General features: G+C 55.0%; 19 protein-coding genes. 10 read left to right on the top strand and 9 right to left on the bottom strand.

The genetic code is table 11. From position 1 onward, the window contains the following. Position 1 precedes the first annotated feature (1 nt). Entirely contained in the window at positions 2-1,312 is a 1,311-nt protein-coding gene (gene rstB / locus ACVLVH_RS04660) for a two-component system sensor histidine kinase RstB (protein WP_137385849.1), read from the bottom strand. Further along, positions 1,309-2,034 (bottom strand): two-component system response regulator RstA, encoded by a 726-nt coding sequence (gene rstA, locus ACVLVH_RS04655; RefSeq protein WP_101764317.1) that lies wholly within the window; start codon positions 2,032-2,034, stop codon positions 1,309-1,311. Before rstA ends, rstB begins: the two co-directional genes overlap by 4 nt. Positions 2,035-2,210: 176 nt before the next feature. Between rstA and ACVLVH_RS04650 the strand changes: the two genes are divergently transcribed. Further along, positions 2,211-2,624, top strand: coding sequence for a hypothetical protein (locus tag ACVLVH_RS04650; protein WP_192411786.1), 414 nt, complete (start codon positions 2,211-2,213; stop codon positions 2,622-2,624). Here the strand turns inward: ACVLVH_RS04650 and ACVLVH_RS04645 are convergent. Next, on the bottom strand, positions 2,621-4,012 hold the full coding sequence (locus ACVLVH_RS04645) for an amino acid permease (protein ID WP_192411787.1): 1,392 nt from the start codon (positions 4,010-4,012) through the stop codon (positions 2,621-2,623). The two genes, ACVLVH_RS04650 and ACVLVH_RS04645, sit on opposite strands and share 4 nt — an antisense overlap. A gap of 224 nt (positions 4,013-4,236) precedes the next feature. Beyond that, positions 4,237-5,193: a DUF1471 family protein YdgH gene (gene ydgH / locus ACVLVH_RS04640; protein WP_101764318.1), complete on the bottom strand. Its 957-nt coding sequence runs from the start codon at positions 5,191-5,193 to the stop codon at positions 4,237-4,239. A 539-nt stretch (positions 5,194-5,732) separates the two neighbouring features. On the opposite strand from ydgH, the gene pntA reads away from it, so the two are divergent. Both pntA and pntB read left to right on the top strand, forming a co-directional pair. Continuing rightward, complete coding sequence (gene pntA / locus ACVLVH_RS04635) at positions 5,733-7,262, top strand: Re/Si-specific NAD(P)(+) transhydrogenase subunit alpha (RefSeq protein WP_498948849.1); 1,530 nt, start codon at positions 5,733-5,735, stop codon at positions 7,260-7,262. An 11-nt stretch (positions 7,263-7,273) separates the two neighbouring features. Then, positions 7,274-8,662: a Re/Si-specific NAD(P)(+) transhydrogenase subunit beta gene (gene pntB / locus ACVLVH_RS04630; protein WP_498948847.1), complete on the top strand. Its 1,389-nt coding sequence runs from the start codon at positions 7,274-7,276 to the stop codon at positions 8,660-8,662. 78 nt (positions 8,663-8,740) lie between these two features. Here pntB and uspE read toward each other — a convergent pair whose 3' ends face one another. Both uspE and fnr read right to left on the bottom strand, forming a co-directional pair. Further along, positions 8,741-9,697 carry a universal stress protein UspE gene (gene uspE / locus ACVLVH_RS04625; RefSeq protein ID WP_101764321.1) on the bottom strand — a complete coding sequence of 319 codons (957 nt, stop codon included), beginning with the start codon at positions 9,695-9,697 and terminating at the stop codon, positions 8,741-8,743. Between the two features lie 118 nt (positions 9,698-9,815). Then, positions 9,816-10,568 carry a fumarate/nitrate reduction transcriptional regulator Fnr gene (gene fnr, locus ACVLVH_RS04620; protein ID WP_008106391.1) on the bottom strand — a complete coding sequence of 251 codons (753 nt, stop codon included), beginning with the start codon at positions 10,566-10,568 and terminating at the stop codon, positions 9,816-9,818. Between the two features lie 296 nt (positions 10,569-10,864). Here fnr and smrA point away from each other — a divergent pair, with 296 nt between their 5' ends. Next, positions 10,865-11,431, top strand: coding sequence for a DNA endonuclease SmrA (gene smrA, locus ACVLVH_RS04615; protein ID WP_192411789.1), 567 nt, complete (start codon positions 10,865-10,867; stop codon positions 11,429-11,431). Here the strand turns inward: smrA and ACVLVH_RS04610 are convergent. Further along, positions 11,428-12,348, bottom strand: coding sequence for a LysR substrate-binding domain-containing protein (locus ACVLVH_RS04610; RefSeq protein WP_101764323.1), 921 nt, complete (start codon positions 12,346-12,348; stop codon positions 11,428-11,430). The two genes, smrA and ACVLVH_RS04610, sit on opposite strands and share 4 nt — an antisense overlap. Before the next feature lie 322 nt (positions 12,349-12,670). Here ACVLVH_RS04610 and ACVLVH_RS04605 point away from each other — a divergent pair, with 322 nt between their 5' ends. Together ACVLVH_RS04605 and hglS are read left to right on the top strand one after the other, a co-directional pair. Next, positions 12,671-14,005, top strand: coding sequence for an MFS transporter (locus tag ACVLVH_RS04605; RefSeq protein WP_101764324.1), 1,335 nt, complete (start codon positions 12,671-12,673; stop codon positions 14,003-14,005). 88 nt (positions 14,006-14,093) lie between these two features. Further along, a complete protein-coding gene (hglS, locus tag ACVLVH_RS04600) occupies positions 14,094-15,431 on the top strand; it encodes a 2-oxoadipate dioxygenase/decarboxylase HglS (protein WP_192411973.1) in 1,338 nt (445 codons plus the stop codon). Between the two features lie 54 nt (positions 15,432-15,485). Here hglS and ACVLVH_RS04595 read toward each other — a convergent pair whose 3' ends face one another. Beyond that, a complete protein-coding gene (locus ACVLVH_RS04595) occupies positions 15,486-15,920 on the bottom strand; it encodes a DoxX family protein (RefSeq protein WP_110866212.1) in 435 nt (144 codons plus the stop codon). A 192-nt stretch (positions 15,921-16,112) separates the two neighbouring features. Between ACVLVH_RS04595 and ACVLVH_RS04590 the strand changes: the two genes are divergently transcribed. Together ACVLVH_RS04590 and ACVLVH_RS04585 are read left to right on the top strand one after the other, a co-directional pair. Continuing rightward, complete coding sequence (locus ACVLVH_RS04590; RefSeq protein WP_192411790.1) at positions 16,113-17,630, top strand: carboxylesterase/lipase family protein; 1,518 nt, start codon at positions 16,113-16,115, stop codon at positions 17,628-17,630. Positions 17,631-17,843: 213 nt separating this feature from the next. Next, entirely contained in the window at positions 17,844-19,511 is a 1,668-nt protein-coding gene (locus ACVLVH_RS04585) for a methyl-accepting chemotaxis protein (RefSeq protein WP_192411791.1), read from the top strand. Here ACVLVH_RS04585 and ACVLVH_RS04580 read toward each other — a convergent pair. Then, positions 19,508-20,350, bottom strand: a complete 843-nt coding sequence (locus ACVLVH_RS04580; RefSeq protein ID WP_192233938.1) for a LysR substrate-binding domain-containing protein — start codon at positions 20,348-20,350, stop codon at positions 19,508-19,510. The genes ACVLVH_RS04585 and ACVLVH_RS04580 overlap by 4 nt on opposite strands. Before the next feature lie 126 nt (positions 20,351-20,476). Between ACVLVH_RS04580 and ACVLVH_RS04575 the strand changes: the two genes are divergently transcribed. Then, complete coding sequence (locus ACVLVH_RS04575; RefSeq protein WP_192411792.1) at positions 20,477-21,643, top strand: methionine aminotransferase; 1,167 nt, start codon at positions 20,477-20,479, stop codon at positions 21,641-21,643. Between the two features lie 16 nt (positions 21,644-21,659). Then, positions 21,660-22,439 carry a transporter substrate-binding domain-containing protein gene (locus tag ACVLVH_RS04570; protein WP_192411793.1) on the top strand — a complete coding sequence of 260 codons (780 nt, stop codon included), beginning with the start codon at positions 21,660-21,662 and terminating at the stop codon, positions 22,437-22,439. Positions 22,440-22,742 lie beyond the last annotated feature (303 nt).

Genomic DNA, 22,742 nt, shown 5'->3' with positions numbered 1-22,742 from the left:
CTTATGACGGTAAGCGTGGCGCAATGTCCCGCAAGGGTAGATCAACCGGCCAGCAAAAGCGAACGCTGGCGCCGCCAAGCGGGCTGCTCTCAATCGAGACATTTCCCTGCATGGCCAGCGCAATGGAGTGCACGATCGCCAGACCCAAACCACAACCGCCGGTGGCGCGATCGCGGCTCGGATCGAGGCGTACAAAAGGTTCGAACACGCGGGCGCGCTCTTCCTGTGGAATGCCCGGACCGTCGTCTTCCACCTGCAAACAGCCCAGCGCGCCATCAAACCATAAGCTGACGCGCAGGCGCTGTTGCGCATAGCGCAGGGCGTTATTCACCAGATTATCCAGCACACGCTCCATAAGGCGCGTATCAGCGCTGCCGACGTTCTCCAGCTGCGGGATATCCAGCGCAATCTGCGTCTGCGGATTCATGGTTTGCACGTCTTCAATATGTACACGCAGCCATTGCGCAAGATCGAAGGATTGCAGATGAAGATCAACGCGCGGACGATCGAGGCGCGCATACGTCAGCAACTCCTCAATCAAACTCTCCAGCTGGCCCACATCGCGGTTCAGCGCGGCGGATTCCGTGGCGGTGAGGTTATCGCTCATCTCCAGCCGGTAGCGCAGTCGTACCAGCGGCGTACGCAACTCGTGTGCGATGCCGTCAATCAGCTGTTTCTTACTGGCAACCAGCGTGTTGATGTTCTCCGCCATCTGATTAAACGCCACGCCAAGACTATGCAGGCTGGAGGTGCTTTCAAAATGGGTGCGCACGTCGAGTTCGCCACGGCCAAAACGCTGCGCGGCTTTCTCTAGCCGCTGCATCTCTTGCCAGTGCGGACGCAGCCAGATAAACACCGGCAGCGCCAGCGACATCCCGATAAATGCCAGCAGCGCGATATCCAGAATGCGCATCTGATGCAGATAGAAAAGATACGGAATCGGGCCAACGGAAAGCACATAGTGGCTGCGCGGAATATGCTGTAAGAAGGTGTACTGATCGTCAATCGCCACGATTTCCCCGGCGCGCAGGCGCTTCATGTCTGCATCACCCAGCTGATATTTGCTCATCGGCTCAATATTCAGATCAAACGACAGGTCGAGATCGAGGCTGCGAATGGTTTTGCTCCAGTCGCGCGGTGGGATCTCGCGCAGTTCGCTGCGCATCAAAAAAAGCGAGCTGGCCATCAAGTCGTTCATCGACTGGCGTCCGGCGCGTTCGGCGGTGAATTTGTACACCAGCCCAACCAGCAGCGTCATCACCAGAAAACAGACGAACAGCAGCAAATAGAACTGAATAAAGAGCTTTCTCATGCGGAACGGGTATCCCAGGCCTGCGGCGCGAACAGATAGCCTTTGTTACGGATGGTTTTAATGCGGAATGGCTCGGTGGCGCTGTCGTAGAGTTTTTTGCGTAAGCGAGAAATCGCCACGTCGATGCTGCGATCCATGCCATCGTAGGTCACGCCGCGCAGGGTTTTCAGCAGCGCATCGCGATTGAGGATCTGTCCGGCGTGATTCGCCAGTTCCCACAGCAGATCGAAATCGGCGGTGGATAGCACAATATTCTCCTCAAACAGCGTCACCTGGCGATTGAGCGAGTCGATGGTCAGGGAACCAAAACGCAGCACGCGTTGTGAGCTTTGTAGGGCGGGCGTCACTTCCGGCTGACCGGCATGCGCCTGACGCAGATGCAAACGCAGGCGCGCCAGCAACACAGCCGGCGGCGTGGTTTTGAGGATGTAATCGTTAGCGCCCATCTCCAGCGACAGAATGTGGTTCATGTCGCTATCGAGCGAGGTGAGCAGCACAATCGGACCTTGCCAGCTGGCACGTAGATCGCGGCACAGTGTCATGCCATCTTTGCCGGGTAACATGATATCCAGCATCACTAAATCGGGATCGTGCAGGGCGATGGTGGCTTCGGCGCGGTCACCGCGCGTTTCAACAATAACTTCAATATCGTGGCGGCCAAGATAAGCGGCGATCAGTTCGCCTACTTCTGGCTCATCTTCCACATAGACGATTTTGTTCATAATTCACTGTGACGGATGAGAATCTCAGCAGCATAGCTTTTCCTGGTCCTGAGCTCTACGCTATCGCACGAAATATCCCTGCGTGACTGGTATGTATACCGTGAAATGTGCCATCATTAGCGGCGCGTTGTCGCGCAAGGTTCGGAACCGCAACGAAAAACAGGAGGAGTGCGAGAGTGTCTGATAAAGAGCTGGCTTCAGCCGGATACAGTGATCGCATCTGCTTCAATTACAGTGATTATCTCTCCGCTTCCTGCAAAAAACGCTGGAGTTTTGTTGATGCCATTTATGGCGTGATGCCTATTTTTGGCATGGTGACGCGTAAATCGGCGCACAATCTTCAGGCCAGCGACGATCATCTGAAAGAATTAGCATTACAAATCATTTCAACGCAGGTGAGCGACGAGATTAATATCGCGCGTTTGATCACCCTGGCCGAACAACAACATATCAGCCGCTTTGATATTCAGCTGCCGTATCCGCTGTCAACCGAGCAGCTTGACGCTATTCATCAGGAATACCGTAAGCCGCTCAATCTGTCACAGCAGGATGACCTGCTGTGCGTTTCCATTCCGGTTCAGCCGCACTAATTCGTTAGCTGCCACAACGCGGGCAGTGACGCCGCAATCAACAACACAATCGCGATGCGCTCCAGCTGTGACAACATTTTGTCGCCACGGCCGCCGCGTCGTGCGTACAGAAACAGCAGCAATCCGGGCGCATAGAGCACGACTGAAAGCAGCAAATGCAAAGGACCCGATGCATACAGCAGCCAAATGCCATACGCGCTGGCACCGACGCCGGTAAACATCGCCCAGGGTTTGTTCTGCCCGCGTACTACCTTAATCAGATACAGACCCACCAGCAGATAGGGCACCAAAATCATTTCTGAAGCGATGGTCAGCAGCGTGTTGTAATCCGCGCCGGTTAGGGCGATCAAAATCAGGCAAACCTGTACGCTGCCGTTGGTCAGCCATAACGACGCCGAAGGGGAGTTGTGGCGGTTCTGACGCGCGATGCTGCGCGGGAAGGCACCTTGTTGTGCGGCGAGGAACGGCACTTCAGCGGCCATAATCGTCCAGCTCAGATAAGCGCCGCACACCGAAATAATCAATCCGACCGCAATCACCGCATCGCCCCAATGACCGAGCAAATGCTTCATCAAACCCGCCATAGAAGGGTTGCGCATCTGCGCCAGCTCGGCACGCGGAATCACGCCTAACGACAGCAGCGTAACCAGCAAGTAGACCAGCAGCGCGGCCAGCACCGCCATCAGCGTGGCGCGTCCGACATCCTGTTTATTACGCGCACGCGCAGAAACCACCACCGCGCCTTCCACACCAATAAATACCCACAAGGTGATCAGCATGGTTTGCTTCACCTGCTGCCACAGCGGCTGACCGAGTTCCACGCCGCTGAAATCAAAGCGGAAGCGATCGTAGTTGAATGCCAGCAGCGCCAGCACCACAAACAGCAACAGCGGCACCAGTTTTCCCAGGGTCGCCAGCACATTAATGCTGGCCGCAGTTTGCACGCCGCGCAGCACCAGACAATGCACCAGCCACAGCAGCACTGACGCGCCGAGCATCGCCTGCCACGTATTGCCATCACCAAACACCACGCGATCCGGCGTGTCGGTAAAGAAACTCAGCGCCGAGAAGACAATCACCAGATAAGAGACGTTGGCAATGACCGCACACAGCCAATATCCCCACGCCGAGCAGAAGCCCATCAGCTCGCCAAATCCGGCGCGCGCATAGGTAAAGATGCCGCCATCCAACTCCGGTTTTAGCCGCGTCAGTAACAGCATGGCGAGCGACAGGAAGATAATGCCAACGCCGGTGATGAGCCAGCCGATCAGCAGCGCCGCCGGGCCGGCAACCGCTGCCATATTTTGCGGCAGGCTGAACACGCCAGCGCCCAGCATAGAGCTGAGTACCAACGCGGTGAGCGCACTAAGACCTAATTTTTTATCCAAAACGCCCATCCTAAACAGCAGAGTATGCTGGGTGGTGACGATTCCGCTGGAGTGTCGCGTGGCAATGAGCCAACTTTGAAACGGAATCCCCTAAAAACAGGCGGCAGATTTTACGGAGTGCAAACGGGGAAGGCAATGCAAGACTATGCAAATCTGCGCACAGATTATGCAGTTAGTATGAAGGAGATTTTGAAAAGGGCGACGGACGCCGCCCTTAATCGCTATTACTTGAACAGATCGGCGGTGACGGTCAGGTTACCGCCGCTCTGGTTCTGCCATTGACGCGTGATGTGGTAGTACTTAGCGCCTTTTTCCACTGCGCGTTTGCCAACCGCTTCCGAGATTTCGGTTGGGGTACCGAAGTGATCGGAGAAGGTGATGGTGTCAAACGGCTGCATCTGCGCAGCAGTAATCGCATTCACTTCCTGCACGCTACGGCCATCGGCAGTTTTCACCGTGTAACGTTGGCCGGTTGAGCTTTGCGTTTCGAAGAAACGACCAACGTTGCGGCTTGGGGTATCCGAAGAGGCCACGCCAGGAATGGCCACTTTAGTGGCGGCGGTGCCACCAGCGGCCAGTGCTGCTTTACCGGCTTCAGAATCTGCTGGGATTGAATCAGAGGTGTTCTGTACTTTACGTTCTGGCGCATCAGCCTTGTAAACATACGCGGTCACGTACTGGTTGCCGCCGTTGTTCGCATCAACCTGACGCACGATAAAGAACGATGCCGCACCTTTATTTTTGGCTGCCTTGGCAATCGCTTCATTAACATCTGGCTGGCTGGAGAAGAAGCCATTTACCGATACGGTGTCATACGGCTCAAGGCGATAGGCTTCTGCTTTCGGCAGCTCTTTCACGCCTGAGAAGGTGCGATATTTAGTGGAGTCATCCGCTTTCGGTGCGTTGGCTTTATACAAATCAGCCGTTACGCGCCAGTTACCGCCGTTGCCGTTGCTATCATTAATACCCTGAACATAGAAAGAGTCAGCGCCTTTGGCATCGGCTTGTTTGGAGATGGCATCAGTTGCATCGCCAATCGCATTGAAACGGCCGCTGATATTAATACGTTCGAATGGTTTCAACGCGGCCGCTTGCTCTGGCGTTAACTCTTTAGCAGCAAACGCATTCGCTGCCAGCAGTGATAACAAGGTTGACGCCAGAATGGTGTTCTTCAGCTTCATAAAAATGATCCTTCGCCTTACGCAAAATGAGTACGAAAACGTGCTGGACTCTTGATGTATAACAGATTAGCCGCTGATTATTGCATGTAATAATCGGCCTGTCTCAGCCAATTTAAGCGCATAACATTGACAATCTCTGCCGTTTATTCATCGACCTGTCATTGACTTCTGTTACGGCTCTTTTTTGCACAGATAACCACTTATTCTGGTAACACTTAGTGCCATAATAGTTAACGCATTGTTAATTAAAGGTTTTTAAAAACACTTAATTCGACATGACACGATTTTGCGCAGCACAATATTTTTTAATAAACACCAAATGCAGTGGCAAAACATGGCATTCAATCTTTGTGTCTGAATATTTGTGTGAATGTCATAAGTGGGCGTTATCGCTGTGGATCACTCTTCATATTTTCAGTAGGTTATAAAGACTTTGTTACATTGTGCATTTTGCTCATAAAAAGCTGAAACACTGTTTCGGCTTTTGAGCTTTTTGCCACTTACAGAACCTCATCCTTTAATTGTTGAAAGGAAACAGTATGTTAATTGGGATACCCAAAGAACGGTTAGCCAACGAGTCGCGCGTGGCCGCCACGCCAAAGACCGTTGAGCAACTGATCAAGCTGGGATTTAGCGTCACCGTTGAACAGAGCGCAGGACTTCGCGCCAGCTTTGATGATGAAAGCTTTATCGCCGTCGGCGCCACTATTACTCACACTCACGATGTGTGGCAATCGGACATCGTTTTGAAAGTGAATGCGCCGGACGATCAGGAGATTGAACTGACGCGCGCCGGTAGCACGCTGGTGAGCTTTATCTGGCCTGCGCAGAATCCCGCGCTGTTAGAAAAGCTGGCAGCACGCAACGTCACCGTGATGGCGATGGATTCGGTGCCGCGTATTTCTCGTGCGCAGGCGCTGGATGCGTTGAGCTCAATGGCGAACATCGCGGGTTATCGCGCCATCGTTGAAGCCGCTCATGAATTCGGCCGCTTCTTCACCGGTCAAATCACCGCTGCCGGTAAAGTGCCGCCAGCCAAAGTGATGGTGATCGGTGCGGGCGTCGCGGGATTAGCGGCCATCGGTGCGGCAGGCAGTTTAGGCGCCATCGTGCGTGCTTTCGATACGCGTCCGGAAGTGAAAGAGCAGGTACAGAGTATGGGCGCCGAGTTCCTTGAGCTGGACTTTGAAGAGGAAGCGGGCAGCGGCGATGGTTATGCCAAAGTGATGTCTGAAGCCTTTATTAAGGCGGAGATGGAGCTGTTTGCCGCGCAGGCGAAAGAAGTGGACATTATCGTCACCACCGCGTTGATTCCTGGCCGTCCGGCCCCGAAGCTGATTACTGCCGAGATGGTTGCCAGCATGAAACCAGGCAGCGTAATCGTCGATCTGGCTGCGCAAACCGGCGGTAACTGCGAATTGACGGTGGCCGATCAGGTGACCTTAACCCCTAACGGCGTGAAGATTATCGGTTACACCGATTTGCCAAGTCGCCTGCCAACCCAATCCTCACAGCTGTACGGTACCAACCTTGTTAACCTGCTGAAACTGCTGTGCAAAGAGAAAAACGGCGCAATTACCGTGGATTTCGACGACGTGGTGGTGCGCGGGGTGACGGTGATTCGTGATGGCGAAGTGACATGGCCAGCGCCGCCGATTCAGGTTTCCGCTGCGCCAAAAGCGCAACCTGCCGCACAGCCGCTGCCGAAGGCAGAAGCCAAACCGGTTTCACCATGGCGCAAGTATCTGCTGCTGGCGCTGGCGGTGATGCTGTTTGCCTGCCTGGCCAACGTCGCGCCGCCGGACTTCCTGTCACACTTTACCGTGTTCGCGCTCTCTTGCGTGGTCGGCTATTACGTGGTGTGGAACGTGAGTCACGCATTGCACACGCCGTTGATGGCCGTCACCAACGCCATTTCCGGCATTATTGTGGTGGGTGCGGTGCTGCAGATGGGCCACGGCGGTTGGGTCACGATTCTGTCGTTTATCGCCGTACTGATCGCCAGCATCAATATCTTCGGTGGTTTCACCGTCACCCAGCGCATGCTGAAAATGTTTCGTAAGAATTAAGGGGTAGCAACATGTCTGGCGGATTAGTTACTGCAGCATATATTGTTGCCGCGATTCTGTTTATTTGCAGCCTTGCCGGTCTCTCGAAACACGAGACCTCAAAGCAGGGTAATATTTTTGGTATGAGCGGCATGGCGATTGCGCTGCTCGCCACCATTTTTGGCCCGAACACCGGGAACATTGCCTGGATTCTGCTGGCGATGGTGATCGGCGGTGCGATTGGTTTGCGTCTGGCGAAAAAAGTCGAAATGACCGAAATGCCGGAACTGGTTGCCATTCTGCACAGCTTCGTGGGTTTGGCGGCGGTGTTGGTGGGCTTCAACAGCTATATCGATCATGCGCCAGGCCTCGCGCCGGTGATGGAAAATATCCATCTGACAGAAGTGTTCCTCGGCATATTCATCGGTGCGGTGACCTTTACTGGTTCACTGGTGGCGTTTGGCAAACTGCGCGGCAAGATCTCCTCATCAGCGCTGATGCTGCCACATCGTCATAAAATGAACCTCGCGGCGCTGGTGATTTCCTTCCTGCTGATGCTGTGGTTCGTACAAACTGATAGCACCGGTGCGCAGGTGTTTGCGCTGCTGCTGATGACCGTCATTGCGCTGGTGTTTGGCTGGCATCTGGTGGCGTCAATTGGCGGCGCGGATATGCCGGTTGTGGTCTCGATGCTGAACTCTTACTCCGGTTGGGCGGCGGCGGCGGCAGGCTTCATGCTGAGCAATGATTTGCTGATCGTTACCGGTGCGCTGGTCGGTTCCTCGGGTGCCATCCTCTCTTACATCATGTGTAAAGCGATGAACCGCTCCTTTATTAGCGTGATCGCCGGTGGTTTTGGTACCGATGTAAGCGTGGGCGGCGAAAGCGATGAAGTGGGCGAGCACCGTGAAATTACGGCGGAAGAGACGGCAGAAATGCTGAAAGCCTCTTCTTCTGTAGTGATCACGCCGGGTTATGGCATGGCGGTGGCGCAGGCGCAGTATCCGGTAGCGGAGATTACCGAAAAGCTGCGCGCGCGCGGTATCAAAGTTCGCTTTGGTATTCACCCGGTTGCCGGTCGTTTGCCGGGTCACATGAACGTACTGCTGGCGGAAGCGAAAGTGCCTTACGATGTGGTGCTGGAAATGGACGAGATTAACGATGACTTCAGCGATACCGATACCGTTTTGGTGATTGGCGCGAATGACACCGTTAACCCAGCCGCACTGGAAGATCCGCGCAGTCCAATCGCTGGCATGCCGGTGCTGGAAGTGTGGAAAGCGCAGAACGTGATTGTATTTAAACGCTCGATGAGCACCGGATATGCGGGTGTCCAGAATCCGCTGTTCTTTAAAGACAATACGCAGATGCTGTTTGGCGATGCAAAAGCGAGCGTGGAAGGCATTCTGCGCGCGCTGTAAAAAAGCAGGGCGGTGATGTGATTTACCGCCCTGAGTAGAAATAAGTAGGGCGGCCATGGCGAGCCGCCCTTTTTTTAATCAATCGTCTTCATCTTCTTCGTCATCGTGATCAATCGGCGATTTGAAATCGTCTGGCTTGATCGCCAGCAAATCACAACGCAGATGATCAATCACCTGTTCCGCGGTGTTACCCAGGAACGCGGCTGACAAACCGGTACGGCCGATGGTGCCGAGCACCACAATGCCGGCGTCCAGATGCGAGGCAATATCCGGAATCACTTCCTCGGGCAAACCTTTCGCCACGTGGGTGAACTCTTCACTGATGGAGAATTTTTGACGCAGCGCTTTCATCGCCACTAAATGCTGGCCGCGAATCGCGTCGTTGTAAACGCTGGGATCAAAGTCGGGCAGTTCGATAGCAATATTGATCGGGGTGATGGGGTAAGCGCCGACCAAATGCACTTCGGTGTGATTCACCATCTCGGCAAGCAGCGTGGTTTCACGAATCAGCTTCTGATTTAGCTCATCATGATGCGGCTCTTCGCTGGCTAAGTTGACCGCTACCACCGCTTTGCCGCCTTCGGGCCACGCCTGATCTTTCACCATCCATACCGGACATGGACATTTACGCAGCAGATGCCAATCCGTCGGGGTGAAGATGACCGCTTCGAGGCGATCGTGCTGGTGCGCCATTTTCAGCACTAAATCATGCTGATGTGCCAGAATTTCCTGGATGATGGCTTCATACGGACGGTTATGCCAAACCACTTTGATTTCAATTTCAACGCCAGCCTCAATATATGCCTGGGCCTGTTGGCGGATCCATTCGGTACGTTGGCTGATTACCCCTTTGCGCATATTGGAGCGCTCGTCGGGCGACAGCAGCGTGGTCATTTCATATGAGAAGTCGTAAATAGGCAGGAAAGCTTTGATTTTTCCGCCAATACGTTGATTGAGATAAACCGCACGACGCAGCGCGGGCTGATCGTCCTGCTGGGCATCAATAGCCACCAGAATATTTTGGTACCGGGACATAAGCCGATCTCCTAAAACCAAAGCAAGTTGGGTTAAAGATAGCCTAAGTTTGGACAGGGCAGAAGCGGAAAAGTTGTTGCCGGATCAATAAAATAACTTTTATTAACCCGGCACAGAATCACGCGGCTTGTTCGGTCTGGCCAGCTAATTCTGCCAGCAGAGCGTGGTTCTCAATGGTGATATATTTGCCTTTTACGGCCAGCATGCCACTTTTCTGGAAGCGACCCAGCAGACGGCTGATGGTTTCTACGGTTAGTCCCAGATAGTTACCAATGTCGCCACGCGTCATGGTCAAACGGAATTCACGCTGTGAGAAGCCGCGCTGACCGAAACGACGCGACAAATTCCAGACAAACGCCGCCAGACGCTCTTCGGCATTTTTCTTCGACAGCAGCAGAATCATATCCTGATCGCCTTTGATTTCACCGCTCATCAAACGCATCATCTGCTGACGCAGCGCTGGCATTTTACCGGAGAGGTCGTCAAGCGTTTCAAACGGGATTTCGCACACCATCGCCGTTTCCAGCGCTTGCGCAAAGCTTGGATGTTTGGCACCAACAATGGCGTCAAAACCCACCAAATCGCCTGCCAAATGGAAGCCAGTAATTTGCTCGTCGCCTTGTTCAGTGATGGTGTAGCTTTTGATGGTGCCGGAGCGGATTGCGTAGAGAGATTTCAGTTCATCACCGGCTTTGAACAGCGTCTGGCCTTTTTGAATCGGCTTTTTGCGCTCAATGATGTTATCCAGCTGATCCAGTTCGTGCTCGTTCAGCGTGAAGGGAATACACAATTGGCTGATACTGCAATCCTGACAATGGATGGCACAACCGCCAGACTGAATACGTCGAATGCTGCGTTTTTCCTGGATCATATAGTTACGCTCGATGATTATTGACTGCGGTCAATTTTAACATTTTTCTTAGCGAAGGGAACTCATCCGAGCAGTAAATGTCCTTAAAACCCCACAAATGTCAGGTATTACGCGGTTTGCGCTGGTCTGACTGAAGCGCATTTATTGATCTGGAACGTTTTGTTGCCAGGTTTACAGCTATAGCGCGCTTAATACAGCGCAAAAAGTGACAGATGTTTTGCCCATAATCCTTTGCTACTCTTTTGCTTTAGCGTCGAATTGGACGCGCAGGCAAACACCAGGCGAGAGGAAACACCATGAACCTTGATGATGAAGACCTTTTCCGTGATGCCATGGGTGATGTGACACCATTAAAAAATTGCGCTAATACCCAATGGCTACGCGCACCTTCGCCTAAAGCGCCGCGTGCGCCGCAGGAAAGTGACGAGCAGGAAAATTTCCTCACGCGTGGCTATCTCGACATCGTTCCGCTGACCACACCGCTGGAATTTAAAGTTGATGGCGTACAGCAAGGCGTGCTGGATAAGCTGCGACTGGGCAAATATCCGCCTGAAGCCAGCCTTAATCTGTTGCGTCAGCCAGTAGAAACCTGTCGTCAGGCGCTGTTCAGCTTTATGCAGCAGGCCAATAAACATGGGTTGCGCAATCTATTGATTATTCATGGCAAAGGGCGTGACGATGAGTCGCACGCCAATATCGTGCGCAGCTATGTGGCGCGATGGTTGCCGGAGTTTGCAGAAGTGCAGACCTTTTGTACGGCGCAGCCGAAAGATGGTGGGGCGGGCGCGCTCTATGTCGGTTTACGAAAAACCGAACAGGCGCGCCTGGAGAACCGTGAGCGTCATGCAAAACACAGTCGCTAGCTGTGGAATTTGCGGATGGTCGCCATCAACACTTCGGCGCTCAGGCTTAACGGACTGCCGCTGCGCGTAATAATGCCCACCGGTTCGCCTGGCCCCGGCGAGGCGATCGGTAGCGCACACAACGCATCGTGATTCAAATCTTCTTTGATGGCGCCAGAAGGCACAAACCACACATAGTCGTAACGCAGTGCCAGCTGTCGCGCCAGCGATGTCGATGAGGTTTCGACGCAGTTTGCTGGCAAGGTACAACCTTGCTCATTCAGCATATGCTGCGCGATACGGCGCGGTGCGGTGCCTTCCGGCGAAATCACTACTGGCCACTGCATCGCGCGCGACAGCATAACGTTCTCGCTTAATAGCGGATGATCGGGGCGCACCACCAGTTTGAGTGATTCCAGAAACAGCAATTCATAAGTGAGTCCGGCCATCATATCGCTGTCCGCCATACGACCTATCCCGACATCAAACTCACCCGCACGTAAACCGGCCAACAACACGTTGTTATGCAATGTCGCAACCTGCACCGTGGTGTTAGGTTGCTGTTCATGGAAGCGATCGAGAATTTGCGGCAGCATGCCCATCGCCGCAGTCGTCAGCGCGCCGAGCCGAATCACCACCGGTCGGCCCGGCTGCGGCGCGTTGAAGCTCTGACCAGCATGATTAAGCGCATCCAGCACTTTCACCGCATGAACCAGAAACTGTTCGCCCAGCGTAGTGAGCTGCGCGCCGAGTCGTCCGCGCTCAAACAGTCGCGCGCCCGCCAACTCTTCCAGCTCATTCAGTGTTTTCGATAAAGCGGGCTGGCTCAGATTGAGCGTTTCAGCGGCACGACCGAGCGTGCCTTGCTGCGCCACCGCCACAAAGGTATGTAAATGACGCAAGCGAATGCGCTGATTGAAAAGGATATTTTTGTCCATACGCCCAACATAATGAGTTATGCCGAGGAGCAGCAATGAGGAAACGTTAATTATGTTAACTTGCCTGCAAATTTATATTAACAAAAACACCGCTATGCAAGCTTCGCCGCTAACCTGATGTATTTATGAGTAAAGCTGAAAAAGACACTTTTTGCAGCATATTCGCGCGCTCTAAAATCAATAACATACAGCATAAAAAGTTGAATAATTCTCAATTACATCCAAAAAGAGTGCCTGTTATTGTTAACGATGAGCTATGATAAGCGCCGTTTTTTTTACTAAAACTGATGCCCTAAACGGTTAAAAGTGCAGGAGTCGTTACGTGACCAGCGTTGAAGCAGTAGACGTTCGCCAGCTTATCAATAAGAGTGCGCTTAGCAGCTGGCAGAAGCGCTTAATCGCGCTGTGCTTCGTGGTAGTGGCGCTGGACGGCATGGACATTGCGCTGATGGGCTTTATTGCGCCCACGCTGAAAGCCAGTTGGGGCGTCACGAATCATCAACTCGGCATGGTGATCAGCGCGGCGCTGATTGGTCTGGCATTGGGGGCGATGGTCGCTGGACCGCTGGCCGATCGCTATGGTCGCCGCGTGATGATCCTCATCAGCGTGCTGTTTTTCGGTCTGTGGACGCTGGCCACGGCGATGGCGCAGAACATCGAACAGATGATGCTGTTCCGCTTTCTCACCGGCTTAGGGCTTGGGGCCGCGATGCCCAACGTGGGCACGCTGGTGGCCGAATACGCGCCCGAACGTCGCCGCTCATTTATTATTACCGTGGTGTTCTGTGGCTTTACCTTTGGTGCCGCGACGGGAGGCTTTGCCGCTTCGTGGCTGCTGCCGCGCTATGACTGGCACTCCGTTATGCTGATGGGCGGCGTGCTGCCGCTGCTGGTGCTGCCTTTTTTAGTGCGCGGCTTACCGGAATCGGTACGTTTTCTGATTAGCCGTCGCGCGCCTGCCGCACGTATTCACGCCATCCTCGAACGTATGCTGCCCGGCAGCGTGCAGCCGGATAGCCATTATCAAAGCACTGAGCTGCCCACCGCGCGTAAAGGCTCGGTGGCGACCGTGGTGTCGCGCCGCTATCTGTTCGGCAGTTTGATGTTGTGGGGCGGCTACTTTATGGGGCTGTTCCTCGTTTACCTGATTGGCAGCTGGATGCCTTCATTGATCAGCACGCTCGGCATGTCGGTGACGGAAGCTGCGATTGTCACGGCGATGTATCAGGCCGGCGGAACCCTTGGCTCGCTGTTTGCGGGTTGGTTGATGGACCGCATCAACGCCAATCTGGCGCTGGCGGTGATCTATTTCTGCGGTGGCATTGCCATTGTGGCGCTGGGTTTTTCACCCGCGCAGGTCGGCTTAATGAGCGCCATCGCTTTCTGCAGCGGCTTCTGTTTTAACGGCGCCAATACCGGCATGAATGCGCTCTCCGCCAGTTATTACCCAACTCATGCGCGTGCCACCGGCTCCAGCTGGATGCACGGCATAGGGCGCATCGGCGCCATCATTAGCGCCTTTGTCGGTGCCGAGTTGTTAACGCTTGGCTGGACGTTCAGTCAGATCTTCCTGCTGCTGGCGATTCCCGCCGTGTTAACCACCATCATGCTGGTGCTGAAATGTCGCTTTGGTGACCAGTCAAACCTCACCGAGTGACAAGGCGATCACAGTTCCACGAAATTGTTACCCGCCGCTAAAGGGTTGATCTACAGTAGCAACAACCCGTTAGCCCAAGGTGATGATGATGCCAAACTTTCTCAGCAGCGATGCCATCCGCACGCTGTTCTCGCAGGCAATGTCGACCCTGTATCAGCAGGAAGTGCCGCAATACGGCACGCTGACGCAGTTGGTCACCGCTGTTAATGAACGTACGCTGGAAGCCAATCCCGAGTTAAAAAACCGCTTGTCGGCCGCCGATGAACTGAGTCGCCTGAGCGTCGAGCGTCACGGTGCGATTCGCGTCGGCAAGGCTGATGAACTCAGCACGTTGCGCCGGATGTTCGCCGTGATGGGCATGGAAGCGGTGGGGTATTACGACCTGTCGCAAGCCGGTGTGCCGGTGCACTCCACGGCGTTTCGTCCGGTCAGCGATCGCGCGTTGCGCCATAATCCATTCCGCGTTTTCACTTCGTTGCTGCGTCTGGAACTGATTGATGATGCGGCGCTGCGCGAGAAGGCCGCTGCAATTCTCGCCGCGCGCGATATCTTTACGCCAGGTTGCCGCGCGTTGATCGCTAAGCATCAGCAGCAGGGCGGTTTGAACGCCGCGGATGCCGCCACTTTCGTGCAGGAAGCGCTGGAAACCTTCCGCTGGCATGCGCATACCACCGTAGACAGCGCCACTTATCGCGCACTGAGCCAGCAGCATCGTCTGATTGCCGATGTGGTGTGTTTCCGTGGTTGCCACATCAACCATTTGACGCCGCGCACGCTGGATATTGATCGGGTGCAAGCGCTGATGCCTTCGCGCGGCATCGATCCAAAAACCCTGATTGAAGGCCCGCCGCAGCGTAAAGTACCGATTCTGCTGCGCCAGACCAGCTTCAAAGCGCTGGAAGAAGCGGTGCACTTTAACGATGGCACGCCGGGCACGCATACCGCGCGCTTTGGTGAGATCGAACAGCGCGGCGCGGCGCTCACCCCGAAAGGACGCGAACTTTACGATCGTCTGCTGGCTGAAGCCGGTACCGGCAGCGATAACCAGCATCACCAGCAACATCTTAGCGCGGTGTTTAGTGATTTCCCCGATGACGAAGAGTCTTTGCGCGAGCAGCAGCTGGCGTGGTTCCGCTATCGCCTGACCGAAAAAGGCGAGCATCTGCCGCCACGCGCGGGCGAAAGCGTGACGCAGTTGCTGGCAGAAGAGCGTTTGAGTGCCGAACCGATCGTTTACGAGGATTTCCTGCCGGTCAGTGCCGCGGGGATTTTCCAGTCGAATCTGGGGGACGTGGCGCAAACACGCAGCGCGGGGAATGCCAGCCGAGCGGATTTTGAAAGCGCGTTAGGTTGCGCGGTGCAGGATGAAATGGCGTTGTACCAGCAGATGCAGCAGCGCAGTCTGGAACGGTGTGGTGTAGCCTGAGGAGAAATGTTACAGCCGGTCTGAAATTAAGCAGACCGGCTGCTTTTCTTGTGGTTATTGCAAGCGCGCGTCACGCACCAGCGTGTACTTCCCGGCACCCAAAAACATAATGGCGAGCGCACCCAGCAGGTAAAGCGCTTCTGTCTCCAGCGCCCACGCACCGACGTCGGTGCGATGCCAGACAGCGCCCATTTTTACCAGCAGTGTCGCAACAATCATGTTCACCGCAATAATGAACGCCGCAGGGCGCGTCAAAAATCCGATGATCACCATTACAGGTGCCGCTATTTCCCCGATGTAAGCACCGTAAGCGATGAAACCTGGCATTCCTTTGACGGCGAGCATGTGCGCAATCCAACCCACGCCATGCACCACTTTGAACGCCCCATGAAACAGCAGCAATCCGCCCAACGTCAGGCGCAAAAGCAGTTTGCCAAGGTCCGGGTGATCGCACATCCGGTTGAACATTTGATTAATGCCACCAAACATGGTGTTTCTCCGTCGCGCCAGGTTAACTTGCAACCTTAAAACAAATGGCCTCAATGGGGTTAGCCAAAATATTTGATGGAGTTGTTCAAATAATCGCGCCGCGTTTCGGCTTAATCTGCAAATGCTTTCAGAACATGGACATTCGTCTAAGGCCTGCAAATAATGGAACGATGCATTATTAGGGAAGCCGAGATGAAAAATGAACGACGTCTGAGGATCATGACCGCAGAAGGGGAACTCAGAGGCCTGATGGACGAAGATCTTTTTGTCTTCAAAGGAATACCGTACGCAGCTGCACCTACTGGCGCTTTACGCTGGCGACCGCCGCAGCCGGTCCAGCCGTGGCAAGAGGTGCGTGATGCGACCGAATGGGGCGCAGCAAGTTGGCAAAATCGTGACTATTGCGTGGCCGCCGGCGGTGGCGATCCCGGTCGCTTTAGTGAGGATTGTCTCTACCTGAATATCTGGACGCCGGATGTTGAGCCTTCGCGGCCGTTGCCGGTAATGGTCTGGTTGCATGGCGGGGGATTTTCCATCGGCGCCGGTAATCTTGATCCTTATCGCGGTAAAGCGCTGGCGGCGCAAGGTGTGGTGGTGGTAACGCTTAACTACCGACTCGGTCACTTCGGTTTTTTCTCTCATCCGGCGCTGGATGCGCAATACCCCGACGGGCGCGTAATCAACAACTTTGCCTTACTCGATCAAATTGCCGCTTTGCAATGGATTCAGCGCAACATTCCTGCCTTTGGCGGCGATCGCCATAACGTGACGCTGTTTGGTGAATCCTCCGGTGCGCGTAGTGTGTTATCGCTGTGCTGCTCGCCGCTCTCCGAGGCGCTGTTTCACAAGGGCATCGTACAAAGCGCCTACAGCTTGCCCGACATCCCGCAAAAGCAGGCACAACAGATCGGTTTACAGGTCGCGGCGCATTTTGCGTTACCCGAAGATGCCAGCGCCGAGCAGCTGCGTGAGCTACCGGCCGAACAATTCTGGCCGTTAGAACGCCCGCTGGCGCTCGGCCCGGTGCCCATCAGCGGCGATGCGGTACTGCCGAAACCGATGTTAACCACGTTTATCTCCGGCAAGCAGCATCGCATTCCGTTAATGATCGGCAGCAACAGCGATGAAGCCAGCGTACTGGACTATTTTGGCGTGGATGCCACGGCAGTATTGCGACAGATGCGCAGCAAAAACCGCATCAGTTATCGCCTGATGAAGTGGCTGTACGACATTCATGATGATGCGCTGCTGGGACGTGCGGTGGCGCGCGATATGGCGTTCACGGTGTTACCGTTAATCATCGCTCAGGCGCAGCACAATATCGGCCTGCCCGCATGGCGTTACTGGTTCGATTACGTCTCCGAAAACGCGCGCGATCTCTACCCGCACGGCACCTGGCACGGCAACGAAATTCCCTATGTCTTTAACACGCTGGATACGCTAGCGCCGCCAGCGGAACGCAGCTACAGCGAGCAGGATAAAGCGTTCGCCTCCACAGTCAGCGCTTATTGGGTCACCTTCGCGCGTGAAGCCAGCGAGTTTAGCTCGCACTTAGCGGGTGAAGTAGATTGGCCAGCCTGGCGACCGGGCGACGATCTGACGCTGGCGCTGGGCGAACAGGGCAAAGCCCAGGCGGTGGTGAAGGCGCGCTTTATGCGTGGACGGCTGCGTTTGTTCCGTTTGATGATGCGCAGCCACGTTAAGCTTTAATGAGCGTGCTAATGGTGTAATCTGGCAAATCAATTTATAAGGCAAATTTTCGCCTATCTTGCTGATAAATCTTAAAAGCGCATATTTCTCACCCGCGTCAGTAAGCAATTAATTAGCTTACAAAACCGTTACATTTTCCCGATCCGATGCCGATAAACGCAATATGCCCGATTTTATCGGGCCTCCTTCGCGTTTCACACCAAGGGATTATGTATGGGTATCTTAAAAAATTTCACCATCCGCGCCGTATTGCTCACCATTCTTGGGCTGTTTTGCCTGCTGTGGTGTGCCGTTGGGCTGTTTAGCGTCCACTCACTGAACGCCCTCGGCGAGGGCAACGAGATTGACCGCCAGCTGGTCAATCAAATGACGATTTTAAGCAAAGGAAATGATCAATATTTTCGTGTCGTTACGCGTCTGTCTCGCGTGATGGAAGGCCGCGCCTCAGGCAGCGCAGTCGGTGCTGATGCTTTTACCCCGGTGCAACAAGCGCTCGACAATATGAAAACGCTGCTGGCGCAGTTTAAAACCATGGCGCCAGGTCCGATGGATGCGGAGACCGCCAATAGCGTCATCGCCAACTGGCAAAAACTGCTCGATGAAGGCATCGCACCGCAGGTATCGCTGGCGCAGCAGGGCACGCTTGAAGCCTATCGTGCGCAAGCCAATAACGTCACGCCGCCACTTAGTCGTGCGTTTGGTGCCAGCGCGGAAGCCTTCAATAAAGCCGCAGGCAGCAAACTGGATGAGACGCGCGTCACCGTCGATAAGCTCACCAGCATCACTAAAGTCATTATTCTGGTGGCGGTGGTGATTGGCTTGTTTATCTTGCTGTTTACCGATCGCTATCTGGTGGCGATGCTGGTGAAACCACTGGAGCGTATCCGTAACCATTTCACGATTATTGCGCAGGGCGACCTCAGCCAGCCGGTGGAAGATTTTGGCCGTAACTGCGTCGGCAAGCTGGTGCCGCTGCTGCGTGCCATGCAGGACAGCCTGCGCGAAGCGGTAAGCGCGATTCGCAGCGGCACTGAAAACATTTATCGCGGCGCAGCGGAGATCTCCTCCGGCAACAACGATCTCTCATCGCGTACCGAAGAGCAGGCGGCCGCGCTGGAGCAAACGGCGGCCAGCATGGAGCAGTTAACTGCCACCGTGAAGTTCAACGCCGACAACGCGCGTCAGGCCAGTTCGCTGGCTGAAACCGCTACCGGCACCGCACAGCAGGGCGGACGGTTGGTGGGCGAAGTGGTTACCACCATGCAAGGCATCTCAGGCAGCTCGAAGAAGATCGCTGAGATCACGAGCGTGATTAACAGTATCGCTTTCCAGACCAACATCCTGGCGCTGAACGCCGCGGTAGAAGCCGCACGCGCCGGTGAACAGGGCCGCGGTTTTGCCGTGGTGGCCAGTGAAGTGCGCAATCTGGCGCAGCGCAGCGCCGGTGCGGCGAAAGAGATCGCCACACTGATCGAAGATTCCGTGCAGCGCGTGGAAAAAGGGTCGGCGCTGGTGAGCAGCGCGGGTAGCACCATGCACGACATTCTTAAGTCGGTGCAGGATGTGAATGAAATCATGAAGCACATCGCTGCTGCGTCAGAAGAGCAGAGCAAAGGGATTTCGCAGGTCGGTACCGCCGTCACCGAGATGGACAGCGTCACCCAGCAGAACGCCTCGCTGGTTGAGGAAGTTTCTGCCGCTGCCAGCGCGCTGGAGCGCCAGACGCAAGAGCTGCAGGCCTCGGTGGCGAAATTCCGTCTATCGGACAGCGCGCCTGTGAATAAGGTCGTGGTATCGCCAACCGCGCTGCGTCGGCCGGTGTTGACCGGCGCAGGCCTCGCACAGCCGAAATCAGCCTCTGACGAATGGGTCTCGTTCTAAACCTCAGATAACCACGCCACCAGTTCCGGCAGGAACGGTGGCGCATCTTTTTCCGCCCGCTGTAACAGGCTGTAGCTTGCGCCGGTCGCCACACTGGTGGCAAACGGCGCAATCAGTCGCCCATTCACCACATCGTTCTGCACCAAGGTGACATCCGCCACCGTGACGCCAAAACCCTGAATCGCAGCGCTGATCGCGAGATCCATGGTGGCGAAATGCTGATTGCGCGCCATTGGCAACGCGGCATCCAGCCCGGCCAGCCAAAGCTGCCAGTCGCGTGAATCCGGCGTGGGATGCAGAAAAGTAAACTTCGCCAGTTCGCCAATCTGCGTGGGCGGCGTGACGCTGCTGGCCATCACCGGCGTTAAACGCTCCTCAAACAGGCAAATCGAACCGGCTGGCGACGGGCCAAACACAATCGCCGCGTCAAAGTTATCGAGCTGCGAGCCATGATCGAGTGTGGTGGTCAACGCTACGTGAATATCTGGCCGCTGCTGTTCTAGCGCTACCAGACGCGGCACCAGCCAGCGCATGGCGCAGGTAGGCGCTTTCAGGCGAATCGAGGCGTTGCTGCGGCTGGCTTTTTCTGTGGCATTCACCAGCATGGCGAAACCTTGCTGCAATTCCGGCAGCAGCGCGGCACCTTGTTCGGTGAGATGTAGACCACGTGCGTGGCGGGTAAACAGCGCGAAGCCCAGCCAACTCTCCAGCGTGGCGATTTTACGGCTCACCGCGCCTTGGGTGATGCACAGCTCGCTGGCGGCACGCGTCAAATTGAGATGGCGCGCGGTGACCAGAAACGCGTGGATGGCATTGAGCGGCAGAGCAGAGCGGGACATAACAACCTCAAGCTATGATTTTTAATCATGGCTATTATGACAACAATTCGCTTGTCGACTCAAGCCGCACACCGTTGAATAGAAATCTACTTTCGATACGTGGTTATGCAACCTTACGAGGCACCGATGACCTTGAACAGCAGTGTTAACATCTCTTCCAAACAGCCCGATGTCGGCACGACGATTTTTAGCGTCATTGGCCAGCTGTCGGCGCAGCATAAAGCCATTAACCTGTCGCAAGGCGCACCCAACTTCCCGTGTGATCCCCAGCTGGTTGAGCTGGTCAGCCAGGCGATGCGTGACGGTCATAACCAATACGCTTCAATGACCGGCCTGCCGTCGCTGCGTGAAGCGCTGGCGGAGAAAGTTCACACGCTGTATGGCCAGCACTATGATGCCGGCAGCGAAGTGCTGATCACCGGCAGCGCCAGCCAGGGCATTTACATGGCGATTTCCGCGCTGGTCCACGCAGGCGATGAAGTGATCTTCTTCGAGCCGGCGTTTGACAGCTACGCGCCGGTGGTCCGTCTGCAGGGCGCTACGCCAATTGGCCTGAAGTTGCAGGTGCCGGATTTCGCCATCAATTGGGACGAACTGCGCGCCACCATTACGCCGCGCACGCGCATGATCATTATCAATACGCCGCACAATCCCAGCGCGCAGGTGCTGTCAGCTGCGGATCTGGATCAGTTAGCCGCGTTGACGCGCAACACCGATATTGTGGTGCTGTCTGACGAAGTCTACGAACACATCCTGTTTGATGGCCGTAAGCACTGCGGCATGGCAACGCATCCGGAACTGGCGCAGCGCAGCGTGGTGGTTTCCTCCTTCGGTAAAACCTTCCATGTCACCGGCTGGCGCGTGGGTTATGCGCTGGCACCGGCAGCGCTGATGGAAGAGATCGTCAAAGTCCATCAGTTCATGATGTACGCCGCCGATACGCCGATGCAGGTCGGTTTTGCTCACTATCTGCAAAATCCGCAGAACTATCTGCAGCTGTCGCCGTTCTATCAGGAGAAGCGCGATCGCCTGCTGACCTTGATGGAGGATTCGCCGTTTAAACTGCTGCCGAGCGCCGGTTCGTTCTTTATGTTAGCCAGCTACGGACATTTCAGTGACGAAAGTGATAGCGAAATGGTAAAACGTCTCATCGTCGATCACGGTGTGGCCACCATTCCGCTGTCGGCGTTTTATATGGACGGCACTGACAATAAATTAATTCGCCTGTCATTCGCAAAAGACGACGCAACACTTCAGGCCGGTGCAGAAGCGCTCTGCCAGGTCAAAGGGTAACTTAGGGGTAAATATAATGAAAAAATTGAACGCACTGTTTGTCGCTTTGGGCATGCTGACTTCGGCGCACGCGCTGGCGCAGGAAACCTTACGCTATGGTCTTGAATCACAGTATCCGCCCTTTGAGAGCCGCAACGCGCAGGGTGAACTGGAAGGTTTCGACATCGAACTGGGTAAAGCGATTTGTCAGGTAGGCAACTTCGACTGTAAGTGGGTGGAAAGCAGCTTTGATGCGTTGATTCCGGCGCTGCAGGCGAAAAAATTTGATGCCATTAACTCCGCAATGAACATCACCGAAGCGCGGGCGAAAAGCATCGACTTCACTAAGCCGATCTACCGCATTCCGACCATGTTAATCGTGAAAGAGGGCGAGAAGCTGCTGCCAACCGCCGAATCACTGAAAGGCAAAAACATCGGTGTGCTGCAGGGTTCGATTCAGGAAACCTATGCCAAGAAGCACTGGGAAGCGCAGGGCGTTACGGTGACCTCTTATCAGGATCAGAACCAGGTTTATAACGACATGATTGCCGGTCGTCTTGACGGCACGCTGGTGATGTCAGCTGCCGGTCAATCGGGCTTCCTCGAAAAGCCGCAGGGTAAAGGTTTCGCCTTTGCCGGCAAGCCGGTAGAAGATGACACCATTCTCGGCACCGGTATCGGTTTTGGCCTGCGTAAAGGCGATGACAAACTGAAACAAGAGCTGGATGCGGCAATCACCAAGGTGCAAGCCGATGGCACCGTCACTAAGCTGGCGGCGAAATTCTTCCCTGGGATTGATGTTTCAGCGAGCAAATAACCTAAAACAGGTCGCGTAATGCTTGCCGGTTTAACCAACGGTGTTTGCGCAGGCCGGGGCCACTTTTGGTCCGGCGGTCCTCTCGCCGCTTACGCGGTTCCTTCACTTCGTTCGTCTGCCTGACGGACCGGCGGAGACGGGACTTCCATGTCCCGGCTCCGCCTTTCGCCCGCGTCCTGCGGGCTCTCCTGGCTTCCTCGCTTCGTTCAGCGCTGCGGATTGCCTGCCCAAAAGTGGCCCCGGCCTGCTTCTTAGCTTCCGTACATGTTGTTGAAAACGGCTCAATTTTGAGAGGCGCTGGCA

The organism is Kluyvera sp. 1366 (assembly GCF_054823405.1).
The sequence above is the reverse complement of the archived record's forward strand: the minus strand, read 5'-3'. Positions and strand labels throughout refer to the sequence as shown.